This window comes from Hymenobacter translucens, assembly GCF_020685205.1.
Classification (GTDB): domain Bacteria; phylum Bacteroidota; class Bacteroidia; order Cytophagales; family Hymenobacteraceae; genus Hymenobacter; species Hymenobacter translucens.
The window spans coordinates 426382-439807 of record NZ_JAJERB010000002.1 but is presented as its reverse complement, the minus strand read 5'-3'; the positions used below and the strand labels follow the sequence as shown (position 1 = coordinate 439807).

The 13426-nt window shown below is 61.3% G+C and carries 12 protein-coding genes; 9 read left to right on the top strand and 3 right to left on the bottom strand.

The features are described from left to right. Positions 1-26 precede the first annotated feature (26 nt). Positions 27-809, top strand: a complete 783-nt coding sequence (locus LJY25_RS05590) for an enoyl-CoA hydratase-related protein (protein WP_227607255.1) — start codon at positions 27-29, stop codon at positions 807-809. Positions 810-878: 69 nt separating this feature from the next. Here the strand turns inward: LJY25_RS05590 and LJY25_RS05585 are convergent, their stop codons facing one another. After that, positions 879-1721, bottom strand: coding sequence for a hypothetical protein (locus LJY25_RS05585; protein WP_227607254.1), 843 nt, complete (start codon positions 1719-1721; stop codon positions 879-881). 149 nt (positions 1722-1870) lie between these two features. Between LJY25_RS05585 and LJY25_RS05580 the strand changes: the two genes are divergently transcribed. From LJY25_RS05580 to LJY25_RS05570, 3 genes are read left to right on the top strand one after another with little or no spacing between them, the layout of a single operon-like run. Beyond that, a complete protein-coding gene (locus LJY25_RS05580) occupies positions 1871-2488 on the top strand; it encodes a DUF4142 domain-containing protein (RefSeq protein WP_227607253.1) in 618 nt (205 codons plus the stop codon). Positions 2489-2533: 45 nt separating this feature from the next. Further along, entirely contained in the window at positions 2534-2797 is a 264-nt protein-coding gene (locus LJY25_RS05575) for a hypothetical protein (protein ID WP_227607252.1), read from the top strand. Positions 2798-2843: 46 nt separating this feature from the next. Next, positions 2844-3539: a DUF4142 domain-containing protein gene (locus LJY25_RS05570; protein ID WP_227607251.1), complete on the top strand. Its 696-nt coding sequence runs from the start codon at positions 2844-2846 to the stop codon at positions 3537-3539. An 81-nt stretch (positions 3540-3620) separates the two neighbouring features. On the opposite strand, the gene uvrA is transcribed toward LJY25_RS05570, so the two are convergent. Continuing rightward, on the bottom strand, positions 3621-6563 hold the full coding sequence (gene uvrA, locus LJY25_RS05565) for an excinuclease ABC subunit UvrA (RefSeq protein WP_227607250.1): 2943 nt from the start codon (positions 6561-6563) through the stop codon (positions 3621-3623). Between the two features lie 272 nt (positions 6564-6835). On the opposite strand from uvrA, the gene LJY25_RS05560 reads away from it, so the two are divergent. The 5 genes from LJY25_RS05560 to LJY25_RS05540 all read left to right on the top strand — a co-directional run bounded on the left by LJY25_RS05560 (position 6836) and on the right by LJY25_RS05540 (position 11607). Next, positions 6836-7312 (top strand): hypothetical protein, encoded by a 477-nt coding sequence (locus LJY25_RS05560; RefSeq protein ID WP_227607249.1) that lies wholly within the window; start codon positions 6836-6838, stop codon positions 7310-7312. Between the two features lie 180 nt (positions 7313-7492). Beyond that, complete coding sequence (locus tag LJY25_RS05555) at positions 7493-8911, top strand: MBOAT family O-acyltransferase (protein WP_227607248.1); 1419 nt, start codon at positions 7493-7495, stop codon at positions 8909-8911. Positions 8912-8915: 4 nt separating this feature from the next. Continuing rightward, positions 8916-10217, top strand: coding sequence for an alginate O-acetyltransferase AlgX-related protein (locus LJY25_RS05550; protein ID WP_227607247.1), 1302 nt, complete (start codon positions 8916-8918; stop codon positions 10215-10217). Positions 10218-10315: 98 nt separating this feature from the next. After that, positions 10316-11365, top strand: coding sequence for a hypothetical protein (locus LJY25_RS05545; RefSeq protein WP_227607246.1), 1050 nt, complete (start codon positions 10316-10318; stop codon positions 11363-11365). Beyond that, the gene (locus tag LJY25_RS05540) at positions 11362-11607 is read left to right on the top strand and encodes a hypothetical protein (protein WP_227607245.1); all 246 of its coding nucleotides are present in this window, start codon (positions 11362-11364) and stop codon (positions 11605-11607) included. Before LJY25_RS05545 ends, LJY25_RS05540 begins: the two co-directional genes overlap by 4 nt. 204 nt (positions 11608-11811) lie before the next feature. On the opposite strand, the gene asnS is transcribed toward LJY25_RS05540, so the two are convergent. After that, positions 11812-13215, bottom strand: coding sequence for an asparagine--tRNA ligase (gene asnS, locus LJY25_RS05535; RefSeq protein WP_227607244.1), 1404 nt, complete (start codon positions 13213-13215; stop codon positions 11812-11814). Positions 13216-13426 lie beyond the last annotated feature (211 nt).

Below are 13426 nucleotides of genomic sequence, written 5' to 3'. Positions count from 1 at the left end.
CTCTCTTATTCTCAACCTCACCACCCATGTATACCTGCCTGCTTTACGACGTGCAACACGGCGTTGCGACCATCACGCTGAACCGCCCGGACGTGTTCAATGCCTTTAATGACCCACAGAGTTATGAGCTGCAGGACGCGCTGAAGCAGGCCACCGAGGATACCGCCGTGCGGGTGGTAGTGCTGACCGGCGCGGGCCGGGCTTTCTGCTCGGGTCAGGATCTGAAAGCAGCGCAGGAAAGCCCGGATAAATTCTCGTTCCACGAAACCCTGCAAAAGCGCTACAACCCCATTATCCGGGCCATGCGCACCATGCCCAAGCCCATCATCGGCCGGCTGAACGGAGTTGCCGCCGGTGCCGGCTGCTCCCTGGCCCTGGCCTGCGACGCCCTGATTGCCTCTACCGACGCGTCCATGATTGAAGTTTTCATCAACATCGGCCTGGTACCGGACTCCGGTTCGTCTTACTTCCTGCCCCGCATTGTCGGGTCGCTCAAGGCGTTTGAGTTGTGCACGCTGGGCTCCAAGGTCACGGCCGAAGAAGCGCTACGCCTGGGCCTGGTAAACCAGGTAGTGGCTCCCGGGGAGCTGGATGCCGCCGTAGCGGCGCTGGCTGCCCGCTATGCCGCGGCGCCCACCAAGGCCATTGGTCTTACCAAGCTGATGCTCAACAAGTCCGGGGCGGCCTCGCTTGACGAAATGCTCGACTTCGAAGCCGACTGCCAGCAGATGGCTGGCGAATCGGCTGATTACCAGGAAGGCGTGGCGGCCTTCTCCGAGAAGCGCAAACCCGCCTTCCGGGGCGAGTAGCACTCCAGTCCAGGCACACACAAAAGCCGCCCTGTACCGGGGCGGCTTTTGTGTGTCTGACGACAGGCCCTAGCGCAGGGTGATCGTGCGGGTTCGGCCATTGATGGTGACCGTGGCAATATTGTCGCAGGCTGCCGTACCGCTAGGGTCATAGTTGAGCAGCAGGCTTTGCTGCCGGGCATTTACAAAGGAGATGGTGCCCGAAACGAAGTGGCGCGAGCAGCCAGGCGTGAAAACCTTGTGCAGGGGCTGCTGAATGGTAGCGGTGTAGCTGACGCCCCGGCGGTTGGTGCCCGTGGCACTGCCGGTGATGTTGAACTCATCGTCGAGAATCGTGCGGGTGGCTCCTCCGCTGAGGCGGGTAAAAGTACGCTGAGCCGACCATGAATGTACGCCGTTCGGGGTGGTCACGCTGGCGTTCTGCACGTTCAGCGAGTAAGAGCCGTCGCCCATATCAGTAATAATGCGGGTGCCGGTGTGCAGGTTGTCGTTCACATAGTAGTTGACGGGGGTAATAGTCACCACGGCCCCGACCTGACGGTACGGGCCGCTGAACACAAACACCAGCTTGCCCCGGCGGGCGCGGCCGTTGGGGCCTACGCAGTTGGTGGGGCCAAAGTCAATGGTCAGGGTGCGGGTGGCAGCATCGTAGGTGCGGATGGCGCAGGGCGAAAGGATGCGGGCCAGGTCGGCCGGCTCTGCCGCGGGGCTGCCTGACTGCGTAACGTCGGCCGGCGAAGCGGCTCTCATCAGGTCCCCGGTGGTGGCATTCTCGTCATCGGCGGCGCCGCTGTCCTCGGCGGAGATGGTGTCTTCGGGGGTGGCGTCGGAAGCTTTATTGCAGCTGGCCAGCAGCAGGGAGGCGCTGGCCAGGACGGAAAAGAAAACCGTGCGGAGCGTGGCAGTTTGCATGATGCGGGAAGTGAAGTTGTGGAGAATTGATTTCGGATGCTTGGAGCGCCGCCGCCACCAGTGGTTTAAAACAAGGTGGAACTTTTTTTCAGGAGCTGAAACACCCCGGACTGAACCAGCTGCCGAGCCGAACGTATAGACGAAGCATTATGGCTTTACTACCCTTTTCCACGCCCCGATTTGCCGCTCATTCGCTGCGGCTAGTGGCCCTAGGCGCCAGCCTGGCCCTGACCAACTGCTCACCTGACACCAGCCAGAAAGACCCGGTGGCGGAAGCGCAGTTTCAGAACGAGAAACGCATCGGCGACGCGAACGTGACGGAAAAGCAGGAGCGCGACGCCGAATTTATGGTGGCGGCAGCCAGTGGCGGTATGCTTGAAGTTGAGCTGGGCCAGCTGGCGCAGCAGAAAGGCACCACTCCGGCCGTGAAAATCTTCGGCCAGGATATGGTGAAGCAGCACACCGAAGCCAACACCGCCATCAAAGCCCTGGCCCAGCAGAAGGGCCTGACCCTGCCGGCCGGCCTGAGCGAGGAGCAGCAGGAGACCTACAAAGAGCTGTCGGGGCTTACCGGTACTGCCTTCGACAAGCGGTATGCTTCGCTGATGGTAGACGACCATAAAAAGACCGTGGACGAGTTCGAGGACATGAGCGAAGAGGCCTACGATGGCGACATCCGGGGTTTGGCCGCCAAATATGCCCCGGTGCTGAAGCAGCACCTCGAAATGGCCAAACAGCTAAACGACCAGGTAGAAGACCTGCCTTAAACACCAACCCTACCGCTCCTTTTCCCAACCAACTTACCTGAGACTATGAAAACGCGCATCCTTTCGGTGCTGGCCCTTGGCGCCGCCCTTTCCTTTACCAGCTGCGGCGACGCCGAAAAGCGTACCGACGGCACCGCCGGTGAGGCCGTCAGCGACATGAACGAAGCAGCTGATGAAGGCGGCGTACAAGCCGACGCCACGGTAATCGACAACGACGCTGGTCCTACCGTTACCGCCGACGACGATACCGTGAACACAAGCCAGGCTCCGGCCAGCGGCGACGCCGAAAAAGCCGCCCCCGGCCAGTAGATCAACCTGCTTTCCGCTTCTCTTTTACCTACCCCAACCAAACGCTATGAAACGCACAACCCTCAGCCTGCTCAGCGCCGTCCTGCTTCTCGCCTCGGCTTGCAGCACCAACGACGACTCGGCTACCACCACCACCACGACCACCGATTCGGAAGTAGCCGGCGGTAACGCCGGTGACAACTACATGAACGGCGCCACTACGGGCGACTCGGCCACGACCACCATGCCCGCCGACGCCAGCGCCGCCGGCAGCGCGGCTGCTACCGGTACCGCCCCGGCCGATCAGAACGCCAACTCCAGTGGCTCGACGATGCCCCATTCCACCGACCCTGAGTTCATGAAGTCGGCCGCGCACAGCGACCAGAACGAGATTCAGCTCAGCAAGCTGGTCTTGTCGAAGGGTGCCACGGGCATGGCGAAGGACCACGCCAACATGATGATCAAAGACCACACGAAGTCGACGACGGACCTGATGGCCATTGCCAAGAAAAAAGGCGTGACCCTACCTACCGACATGGACGCCGAGCACAAAGCCATTGCCGAGCGGATGGGCAAACTTACCGGGCAGGAGCTCGAGCGCCAGTTTTTGACCCAGATGGTAACCGACCACCAGAAAACGCTGAACACGCTCAAGGCGCACCAGCAAATGACCAAAGACGCCGACCTGCAGGGCTTTATCGGCAAGGTGACGCCTGTCGTTTCGAGCCACCTGGATATGTCGAAGAAACACGCCAGCATGTAGCCGGCCGTCACCATAGTACTGAAAGCAAAAAGCCCCCGGCAGTTATGCCGGGGGCTTTTTTTTATCGGTCAGGCCAACCGCTTAGCTGGCTTTGGCGTCGGCGTACTTGCTTACTTTCAGCTCTTCGGCCAGGAAGCGGGCGGTGTGGCCCTTCTTTACCTTAGCCACCTGCTCGGGCGTCCCCTGGGCGACAATCGTGCCCCCACCCCCGCCGCCTTCGGGGCCCAGGTCGATGATGTGGTCGGCTACTTTAATCAGGTCCAGGTTGTGCTCGATGATAAGCACGGTATTGCCCTTGTCGACCAGCTTCTGCAGCACGTCGGAGAGGTGACGAATGTCTTCGAAGTGCAGGCCGGTGGTGGGCTCGTCGAGGATGTAGAACGTCTTGCCGGTGTCCTTCTTTCCCAGCTCGGTCGCAAGCTTTACGCGCTGGGCCTCGCCCCCGCTGAGCGTAGTTGCCTGCTGCCCAAGCGTGAGGTAGCCCAGACCTACTTCGTTCAGCACCTGAATCTTGCGCAGAATCCGGGGCTGGTTTTCGAAGTATTCCACCGCTTTTTCCACCGTCATGTCGAGAATGTCGGTGATGCTCTTGCCCTTGAAGCGCACTTCCAGCGTTTCACGGTTGTAGCGCCGGCCTTTGCAGGTTTCGCAGGGCACGTGCACGTCGGGCAGGAAGTTCATCTCAATGGTGCGGATGCCGGCGCCCTCGCAGGTTTCGCACCGCCCGCCCTTCACGTTGAACGAGAACCGGCCCGGGCCATAGCCGCGAATTTTAGCTTCCGGCAAGGAGGCAAACAAGCTGCGGATTTCGGTGAACACGCCGGTATAGGTAGCCGGGTTCGACCGGGGCGTGCGCCCGATAGGCGACTGGTCCACTTCAATTACCTTGTCAATCAGCTCCAGCCCTTCAATAGCCTGGTAGGGCAGCGGGTCGCGCTTGGCATTGAAGAAGAACTGGTTGAGAATCGGGTATAGCGTGTCGTGGATCAGGCTGGACTTGCCCGAGCCTGATACGCCCGTGACGGCCACCAGCTTGCCCAGCGGGAACTTCACGGTTACGTTCTTGAGGTTGTGGCCGGTAGCGCCTTTCAGCACCAGCTGCCCCCCGTCGCCGGCCCGCTTCTGCCGGCGCAGCTCGATGTGCTTCTGCCCGCTCAGGTACTGGGAGGTCAGGCTGCCCGACTTAAAAATCTCGGTGGGCGAGCCCGACGCCACGATGTGGCCGCCGTGAATGCCCGCGCCCGGCCCGATGTCGAGCACGTGGTCGGCATTCATGATCATGTCCTTGTCGTGCTCCACCACGATAACGGAGTTGCCGATGTCGCGCAGATGCTGCAACGCCTTGATGAGCCGCTCGTTGTCGCGCTGATGCAGGCCGATGCTGGGCTCGTCCATGATATAGAGCACGCCCACGAGCTGGGTGCCAATCTGGGTGGCGAGGCGAATCCGCTGGCTTTCCCCGCCCGACAGCGTCCGAACCGAGCGGTGCAGGTTCAGGTATTCCAGGCCGACTTCGAGCAGGAAGCCGATGCGCTTGCGGAGCTCCTTGAGCAGCTCCCGGCCAATCACGTTCTGCCGCTCGGTCAGGCGCTCCTCCAGTCCTTCAAACCACCGGCTCAGCTCGTTGATGTCCATCACGGACAGCTCCCCAATGTTTTTGCCGTCGATTTTGAAGTGCAGGGACTCCTTCTTCAGGCGGTAGCCATGGCACTCGGGGCACTCCCGGGCCTGGGTGTACTGCTGAATCCACTCCCGGATATTTTCCGAATCAGATTCCATCTGCCGGCGCAGGAAGGGAATGATGCCTTCGAACGGCTCGGTGTAGTTGCTCTTCTTGGGGTCGGCGTCCTCGTCTTCGGGCATGCCGTAAAGCAGGCGCTGCACCAGCTCGTCGGGCAGCTTATCGAGGGCGGTGCTCAGGCTGGCCTTGTGCTTTTTCAGGATCAGACCCAGCTGCTGAAAAATCCAGATGTCGCGGTACTCGCCCAGGGGCGCGATGCCGCCCCGGCTGATGCTGAGCTTCTTGTCGGGCATCACCGAGTCCTCGGTGATTTCCTGCACTTCGCCCAGGCCGTTGCAGGTAGGGCAGGCGCCGTAGGGCGAGTTGAAGCTGAACGTGTTGGGCGCCGGGTCGTCGTAGGCAATGCCGGTGGTGGGGTCCATCAGAAAGCGCGAGAAAAACTGCGTTTTCTTGGTGTCCGGGTCCAGCACCAGCATCGTGCCCTTGCCGTGGGTCAGGGCGTTCTGCACCGAGCCCGACAGCCGGAACCGATCTTCCTTGCGCACCTGAATCTTGTCGATGACGATTTCGATGTCGTGGATCTTATAGCGGTCCACCTGCATCTTGGGCGTGAGCTCCAGCAGCTCGCCGTCGACGCGCACGCGCACGAAGCCGAGCTTGCGGATCTGCTCGAACAGCTCCCGGTAGTGGCCCTTGCGGCCTTTCACGACGGGGGCCAGCACTACCAGCTTTTTCTCGTCATAGTGGCGCAGGATGTAGTTGATGATCTGCTCGTCGCTCTGCCGGATCATCTTGGCGCCGGTGGCATAGCTGAAAGCCTCGGCCGTGCGGGCGTAGAACAGGCGCAGGAAGTCGTAAATCTCGGTGATGGTGCCCACCGTGGAGCGGGGGTTGCGCGAGGTGGTCTTCTGCTCAATGCTGATAACCGGCGACAATCCCTCGATCTTATCGACGTCGGGCCGCTCCAGGCCGCCCATGAACGAGCGGGCGTAGGCCGAGAACGTCTCCATGTAGCGGCGCTGCCCTTCGGCGTAGATGGTATCAAAGGCCAGGCTCGACTTGCCCGAGCCGGAGATGCCCGTGAACACGACGAGCTTGCCCCGGGGAATCTGCACCGATACGTTTTTCAGGTTGTGCTCCCGGGCCCCGTACACCTCGATAAAAGGCGACTCGGCGTGGGTACCGCCGGCTGCGGGCGGCGCCAGGGCTACCACAGCGGGCGAATCCGCCGGTTGCAGCGCGGGTTTGGAAGCTTTGGGAGCGGCAGTTGATTTTTTGGCCATGCGGCAGCGGAGCGGATAAGTCTGCAAAAGTACGCAAAACGACGCCCGCTGGCTAGCCCGAATAGCTTATTTGCCAGCAGGATTAGCGTGAAAGGCGCCTTCCCCGGACCAGCGCAGATTCGGGCCCGAAAAACGGTAACAGCCCACCGTCGGGTTTTGTCCCCGCCGCTTTCGGTTTCACTAGGTCCTGGGCGGGCAACCCAACCGTAGTTTGGCTCCGTTCTTGTAAATAGCAATGGTCCATCACCTCCTAACCGATCTTTCCCATGAACATGCTGTCCAAACTTGCGCTGACCGGCGCTTTCGCCCTCCTGCTGGCCGGTGCGGCCCAGCCCGCCCAGGCTCAGATCAATATCAACATCAACCCGCCCTCCTGGGGTCCGGCCCTGCCCCAGGGCTCACAGTACTACTACATTCCCGAAGTGGGCGGCTACTACGACGTGCCGGCCCAGCGCTATATCGTGCAGCGCAATGGCAAATGGATGCGGGTAGCGTCGCTGAGCGGCTACAACCCGGCTAACTTCCACCCCGTCGTGATTAACTACGTGGGGGCCCAGCCCTGGGGCGGCTACGCCCAGCACAAAGCCAAGTATGGCCATCCCCACGGCATGCCGCCCGGCCAGGCCAAAAAGATGCGCAGCAACCAGGTCATGGTTGTTGACGGCGCCCCGGGCCAGGGTCGCGGCAACGGACACGGAAATGGCCATGGTAATGGTAATGGCAAAGGTCACGGCAAGGGCAATCACTAACGCCCACCCGACCGTTGTGAAGAGCCTCTCCCTCGGGAGGGGCTTTTTTGTGCCCGGCCGGGTTGGCGCGGACCGGGCAAAGGCGGGCCGGAAAATTTTGAGGGCGCCCGGCGGGCGGGGTCGGTCTGCACGCTAAATAAGTAACTTGCGCGCCCTTAACTACTTCCTACAAGCCTGCTCATGGTTTTCAGCAGTACGCTATTCCTGCTATACTTTTTCCCGGCCTTCCTGCTGATCTATTACCTGGTTCCTACCCGCCTGAAGAATGGGGTGGCCCTGACGGCCAGCCTGCTTTTCTACTCCTGGGGCGGCCTCAACTTCCTTGCGCTGTTCGTGGCCTCCGTGGTGCTCAACTTCATCATCATCCGTCTCATGGACAAAGCGGAAGGCTGGCAGAAGCGCATCTATCTTATTCTGAGCATCATTCTCAACGTGGGAATGCTGTTCTACTTCAAGTACACCAACTTCTTTCTGGAAAACTTCAGCGCCGTCAAGACCAGCCTGGGGGGTGGGGCGCTGACCTGGGAAAAAGTGGTGCTGCCTATCGGCATCTCGTTTTTCACCTTCGAGAAGCTGACCTACACCATCGACGTGTACCGGGGCGTGAACCGGCCGTTGCGCTCCTTCTGGGACTTCATGCTGTACATCATGCTGTTTCCGAAGATGATTGCCGGGCCCATCGTGCGCTTCCACGAAATTGCCGACCAGCTTATCGACCGCACGGCCTTCGACACCATTGACCACAAGCTGGCCGGCCTGTTCCGGTTTGTCATCGGGCTGGCCAAGAAGACGCTTATTGCCAATGTGCTGGGCCAGGAAGCCGACCGCATCTTCGGCCTGGCCCCGGGGGAGCTGTCGATGCCCCTGGCCTGGCTGGGCGCCCTGGCCTACACCTTCCAGATCTACTTCGACTTTTCCGGCTACTCCGATATGGCCATCGGCATCGGCCGGATGATCGGGTTTCAGTTTCCCGAGAACTTCAACAACCCCTACATCTCCCGGAGCATCACTGAGTTCTGGCAGCGCTGGCACATTACGCTGGGCCGCTGGATGCGCGACTATCTCTACATTCCGCTCGGTGGCAACCGCGTCAGCACCGGGCGGCTGTATGCCAACCTGTGGACGGTGTTTATCTTATCCGGCTTCTGGCACGGGGCCGCCTGGAACTTTATTGCCTGGGGCGCCTTCCACGGCCTGTTCCTGGTGCTGGACCGGCTGTTTCTGCTGAGAATCTACCAGCGCATCGGGGCCCTGAGCATCATTCCCACCTTTCTCATCACGGTCGTTGGCTGGGTTTTGTTCCGCGCCGAAACGCTGACCGGCGCCCTGGACTACCTGAAACAGATGTTTGGCGGCGCGATAACCTCGCTGCCGTACTTCACCCGGGAATTTTGGTTTACCCTGGTGCTGGCCACCGTCTTTGCCTTTATGGCCGCCCTGCCCCGGATAGAGCGCTGGGAGCTGGGCACCCTGGCGGCCACGCACCTGACCCTGCCCCGGGCCATGACCCTGACGCTGGTAACAGCCGTGCTGCTGATTCTGAGCGTGAGCTACGTTATCGGCAACAGCTTTAATCCCTTTATTTACTTCCGCTTTTAGGCCCGTGGGTACGCGTTTTTCTATCAAGCATCTGCTGTTCGGGGCCCTGTTCCTGCTCTTGCTGCTGCCCGCCCTGCAGGCCAAGTTCAATTGGGTTACGGTAAAGCCCCTCGACGGCTACTTCGACCAGCAGCCCCACCCCGAGCTGGACTGGGACCACATTCGCAAAAACACCTACCAGCCCCAGCTGGAAGCGTACCTGCAGGACCGGCTCGGCTTCCGGAGCTGGCTGCTGCGCCTGCGCAACCAGCTGGCGTACTCCTTGTTCCGCCAGACCAGGGTCGACATCGTGACGGTAGGCCAGGACGACGTGCTGTATCAGCCCGTCAGCATTGCCGCGTACCAGGGGCGCGACTACGCCGGGGCCTCCGAATTGGACTACCGGGTGCAGCTGCTGAAGGTAATCCAGGACTCCCTGGCGGCGCAGGGCACGCAGCTGCTGGTGGTGCTGGCCCCTGGTAAGGCCCGCATTCTGCCCGGGCAGCTACCCTCTCAGTATGCCGGGCTGCCCCGCACAACCAGCAATTACGACGGGGTACTGCAGGCTGCCCGCCGGTACCAGCTGAACGTACTCGACGCGGCGGCGCTGATGCAGCGCTGGCAGGATACCACGCGCTTTCCGCTGTTTCCGCGGGGCGGCACCCACTGGAGCGGCTACGCCACCGCCCTGGTAGCTGATACGCTGTTCCGGCGCGTCGAGCACCTGACCCGGCTGGACCTGCCGGATTTCGCCACGCACGGCTACACCGTAGCCACCAGCATCGACTCGATGCGCTACACCGACGATGACCTGCAGAAGATTCTGAACCGGATGTGGTCTACGCCACCCTACCCGATGGCGTATCCGCGGGTGCGGTTCAGCCCGGACACCGCCCGCAAGCAGCGCGCCAACGCCCTGATTATCGGGGACAGCTTCGCCCAGAGCTTCTACAACTTCTACCCCTATTTTCAGAAGCTGTTCACTCCGGCTTCGCGCTACTGGGCTGGGTATGAGTACGTATTCTGGCCTGAGAGTGCCCCCGAGTCGCACACCGTGCGCGACCTGAACCTGCGGGAGCAGCTGGCCGGACGCCACATGGTCCTGCTGATCTGCACCGAGCAAAACTTCGGGCAGCTGGGGTTTGGTTTTACCTACCAGGCCTACCGGCTGTTCCGCCCCTTCACTCCGGCCGATGAGGCGGCCATCAGCGAGCTGGCCAAGGAGCTGGAGAAACAGGCCAGCTGGGAGGAAATAGCCAACGACCCGGACTTTGCCCGCCACGTCCGCGAAAAAGCCACCAGCCTCTACGAGCGGAAGCACATCTGACCAGCCCCAACCACGCCGCCTGGATGCCGGACCAGCCAAACTTGTACTTTACACCAGCCTGACCGGCAGCGCTACCTGCCGTCGGCCTGCTCCTGCCTATGCTCCCGTTTATTCGTCGACACCCCTTGCTGCTCGTGTTCCTGCTGGCGCTGGGGCTGGTGCTGGGCAATGGCTTTATTATTCTGGTAAACCACTCCTCCACTTTTTCGAGCGACGAGGCTGTGTACCTGCGCATGGCCCGCGGCGACTTCGACGTGTACGTGTCGTACCGCTACCGCGTGGTACTGCCCCTGCTGGCCCGGGCGCTGGCCGAGCTGATGACCGGGCTGGGCAGCTGGCGAAACCCGGGCAGCCCGGTGCCGGTGGGCTCCGCGTTCTGGCTGCTGAATTCTACGCTGCTGGCGTTGGCCGGGGTGTGCATTTACCGCGCGGCCCGGAAGCTGGGCGCCCGGGTGGCGCCGGCCCTGCTGGGTATGGCGGCCGTGCTCAGCAGCGGGGTGGTCAGCTACCTGGCCGGGCTGGCGCTCCTCGACAGTGCCTCGGTGCTGGTGGTATCGGCCCTGTACTACGCCTGCTGCGCCCGCCACGGCCGGGTGCTGCTGCTTGTTGCCCTGCTGGGCCCCGTGCTGAAGGAGTCCCTGCTGCTGTTCATGCCGCTGGTGCTGCTGCACGGCGCCTTCGTACCCTGGCGCTACCGTCTGCCGGCCCTGGCCGGCGGAATGCTGCTGCTGGCAGGTGTGCACGGGCTGCTCGACTACCTGGCGCCGGCTACCAACCTGGCCGTGCTGTTTCCCCAGCCCCTGGCGTTGCTGCGCAACATCCGCGACGCCACCGCAGCTCTGCTCACGCCCCGGGGCCTGCTGACCCTGCTGATGGAATACGGGGTGTTTACCCTGGTCCTGGCCGCAGGCTTCTGGGGTGGACGGTCAGCTATGCAAACGTGGCTGCCCCGCCTGCATCCCGCTGCCATCGGGCTGCTACTCATTGTGCTGCTCCACATGCTGCTGTCCGGCGACATCAGCCGGATGGCCCTGCTGTCGGCCCCGGTGTTCGGCACGGCCGTCGCCCTGATTCTGGACCGTCACCCGCTGTTCGCCGGCTTGTTTGACCTGCTGGCCAATGCCCGCCTGAAATCTGAAACGCCATGAGTGACTACCAACCCATCAGCTGCAATTTCTACGATGAGCTCGAAGCCCTGGCCACCCGGCGGCAGCCGGCCGAAATCCGCTACCGCGCCCCGGATGCCGCTGCCGAAGCGTCAGTTACCGGCGTCATTGCCGACCTCTACATCCGCGACAAAGTAGAGTACCTGCGCCTGACCGACGGCTTCGAGCTCCGCCTCGACTGGCTGGTGGCCGTGGATGGCAAAGAGCTGCGCGGCTACTGCTGAGTTATTAGCTGTTAGCTTTTAATGTAGTAACAAGCTCGTACAAGGCAAGAAAATGCGGTTTTCCTTTTGACCAGGACCGCAAACCACTTTCCGCTTTTGCCCAATTAAGAAAGGCAGCCCGTCCGGAGCTACCTTTCTTACTTATTACATGAATGCCTGCCAAAACCAGGCTATCAGCTAACAGCCAATAGCTATCCGCCAATCTTAAAACTCGGCGCTCTTGGGAAAGCGGGGGAAGGGAATGACGTCGCGGATGTTGGCCATACCGGTCACGAACAGCACCAGGCGCTCGAAGCCCAGACCGAAGCCCGAGTGGGGCGCGGTGCCATACTTGCGCAGCTCCAGGTACCACCACAGCTCGTGCTCGGGCACGTTCATCTCGGCCATGCGCTTGGTGAGCTTTTCCAGGCTTTCCTCGCGCTCCGAGCCGCCGATGATTTCACCGATACCGGGAAACAGCACGTCCATGGCCCGCACGGTCTGGTTGTCGTCGTTGAGCTTCATGTAGAAGGCCTTGATATCCTTGGGGTAGTTGATCAGGATAACGGGCTTTTTGAAGTGCTTCTCCACGAGGTAGCGCTCATGCTCGCTCTGCAGGTCGGTGCCCCAGTCGACGGGGAACTCGAACTTCTGCTTGGCCGATTTCAGGATGCCCACTGCCTCGGTGTAGTTCAGGCGCTGGAAGTCGTTGTCGACCACGAACTGCAGGCGGCCCAGCAGTTCCTTGTCGTACTGCTCGTTGAGGAACTTGAGGTCATCCTGGCAGTTCTCCAGGGCATAGCGCACCAGGTAGCGAAGGAAGTCCTCGGCCAGGTCCATGTTGTCCTGCAGGTCGTTGAAGGCCACTTCGGGCTCAATCATCCAGAACTCGGCCAGGTGCCGGGCCGTGTTGGAGTTCTCAGCCCGGAAGGTGGGCCCGAACGTGTACACCTTGCCCAGGGCCAGGGCAGCAATTTCGCCCTCCAGCTGCCCCGATACGGTCAGGTTAGTTTGCTTGCCGAAGAAGTCCTGCTTGTAGTCCACCGCCGACTTGTCTTCGGTCAGGGGCGGGTTCTGCTCGGGCAGGGTGGTTACGCGGAACATCTGACCGGCGCCTTCGGCATCCGAGCCCGTAATAATGGGCGTATGCACGTAGAAGAAGCCCTGGTCGTTGAAGAACTGGTGCACGGCAAAGGCCATGGCGTGCCGGATGCGCAGCACGGCCCCGAAGGTGTTGGTACGGGGGCGCAGATGAGCAATTTCGCGCAGGAACTCAAGCGAGTGGCCCTTCTTCTGAAGCGGGTATTCGGTGGGGTCGGCTTTGCCCAGCACAGTGATTTCGGTGGCCTGAATCTCCACCGTCTGCCCCTTGCCCTGCGAAGCGACGAGCTGGCCGCGCACGGCTACGGCGGCACCGTTTTCCACGCCATCGGCCTTGAGCTGCTCTTCGGGAAACTGCTCAGCGTTGGCAACTACCTGAATTGAGTTAAAGCCGGAGCCGTCGTTGACGGCAATGAACTGCACGTATTTATTGCCACGGCGGGTGCGGACCCAGCCTTTTACCACTACTTCGCGTTCCAGCTCCTGGCTGCGCAGCAACTCCTGCACGCTCGACCTTCTGACAGACATCGGACTTGGTTAGGGTGATTATTCGGTAAGCTGGCAAAGGTAGGAGTTTTGCGGGGTGCACTGAAAGGGAATTTCAACCCGAAGCCGCCCGTCGGCTCCCACCACATCCCGGTCTTTTAAACCGGGGCCGCGTACTTGATTTCGGGTTAAACCGGACCGGACTCAACTTTTTTGCGTTAACCTTAGTACCAATAAAAGCTACATTTGATCA

Excerpts from the sequence above, each read along its gene's own strand:
- LJY25_RS05575 (WP_227607252.1), top strand. The coding sequence starts at position 2,534 with ATGAAAACGCGCATCCTTTCGGTGCTGGCCCTTGGCGCCGCCCTTTCC.
- LJY25_RS05570 (WP_227607251.1), top strand. The coding sequence starts at position 2,844 with ATGAAACGCACAACCCTCAGCCTGCTCAGCGCCGTCCTGCTTCTCGCC.
- LJY25_RS05580 (WP_227607253.1), top strand. The coding sequence starts at position 1,871 with ATGGCTTTACTACCCTTTTCCACGCCCCGATTTGCCGCTCATTCGCTG.
- LJY25_RS05560 (WP_227607249.1), top strand. The coding sequence starts at position 6,836 with ATGCTGTCCAAACTTGCGCTGACCGGCGCTTTCGCCCTCCTGCTGGCC.
- LJY25_RS05555 (WP_227607248.1), top strand. The coding sequence starts at position 7,493 with ATGGTTTTCAGCAGTACGCTATTCCTGCTATACTTTTTCCCGGCCTTC.
- LJY25_RS05540 (WP_227607245.1), top strand. The coding sequence starts at position 11,362 with ATGAGTGACTACCAACCCATCAGCTGCAATTTCTACGATGAGCTCGAA.
- LJY25_RS05585 (WP_227607254.1), bottom strand. The coding sequence starts at position 1,721 with ATGCAAACTGCCACGCTCCGCACGGTTTTCTTTTCCGTCCTGGCCAGC.
- asnS (WP_227607244.1), bottom strand. The coding sequence starts at position 13,215 with ATGTCTGTCAGAAGGTCGAGCGTGCAGGAGTTGCTGCGCAGCCAGGAG.
- uvrA (WP_227607250.1), bottom strand. The coding sequence starts at position 6,563 with ATGGCCAAAAAATCAACTGCCGCTCCCAAAGCTTCCAAACCCGCGCTG.
- LJY25_RS05590 (WP_227607255.1), top strand. The coding sequence starts at position 27 with ATGTATACCTGCCTGCTTTACGACGTGCAACACGGCGTTGCGACCATC.
- LJY25_RS05545 (WP_227607246.1), top strand. The coding sequence starts at position 10,316 with ATGCTCCCGTTTATTCGTCGACACCCCTTGCTGCTCGTGTTCCTGCTG.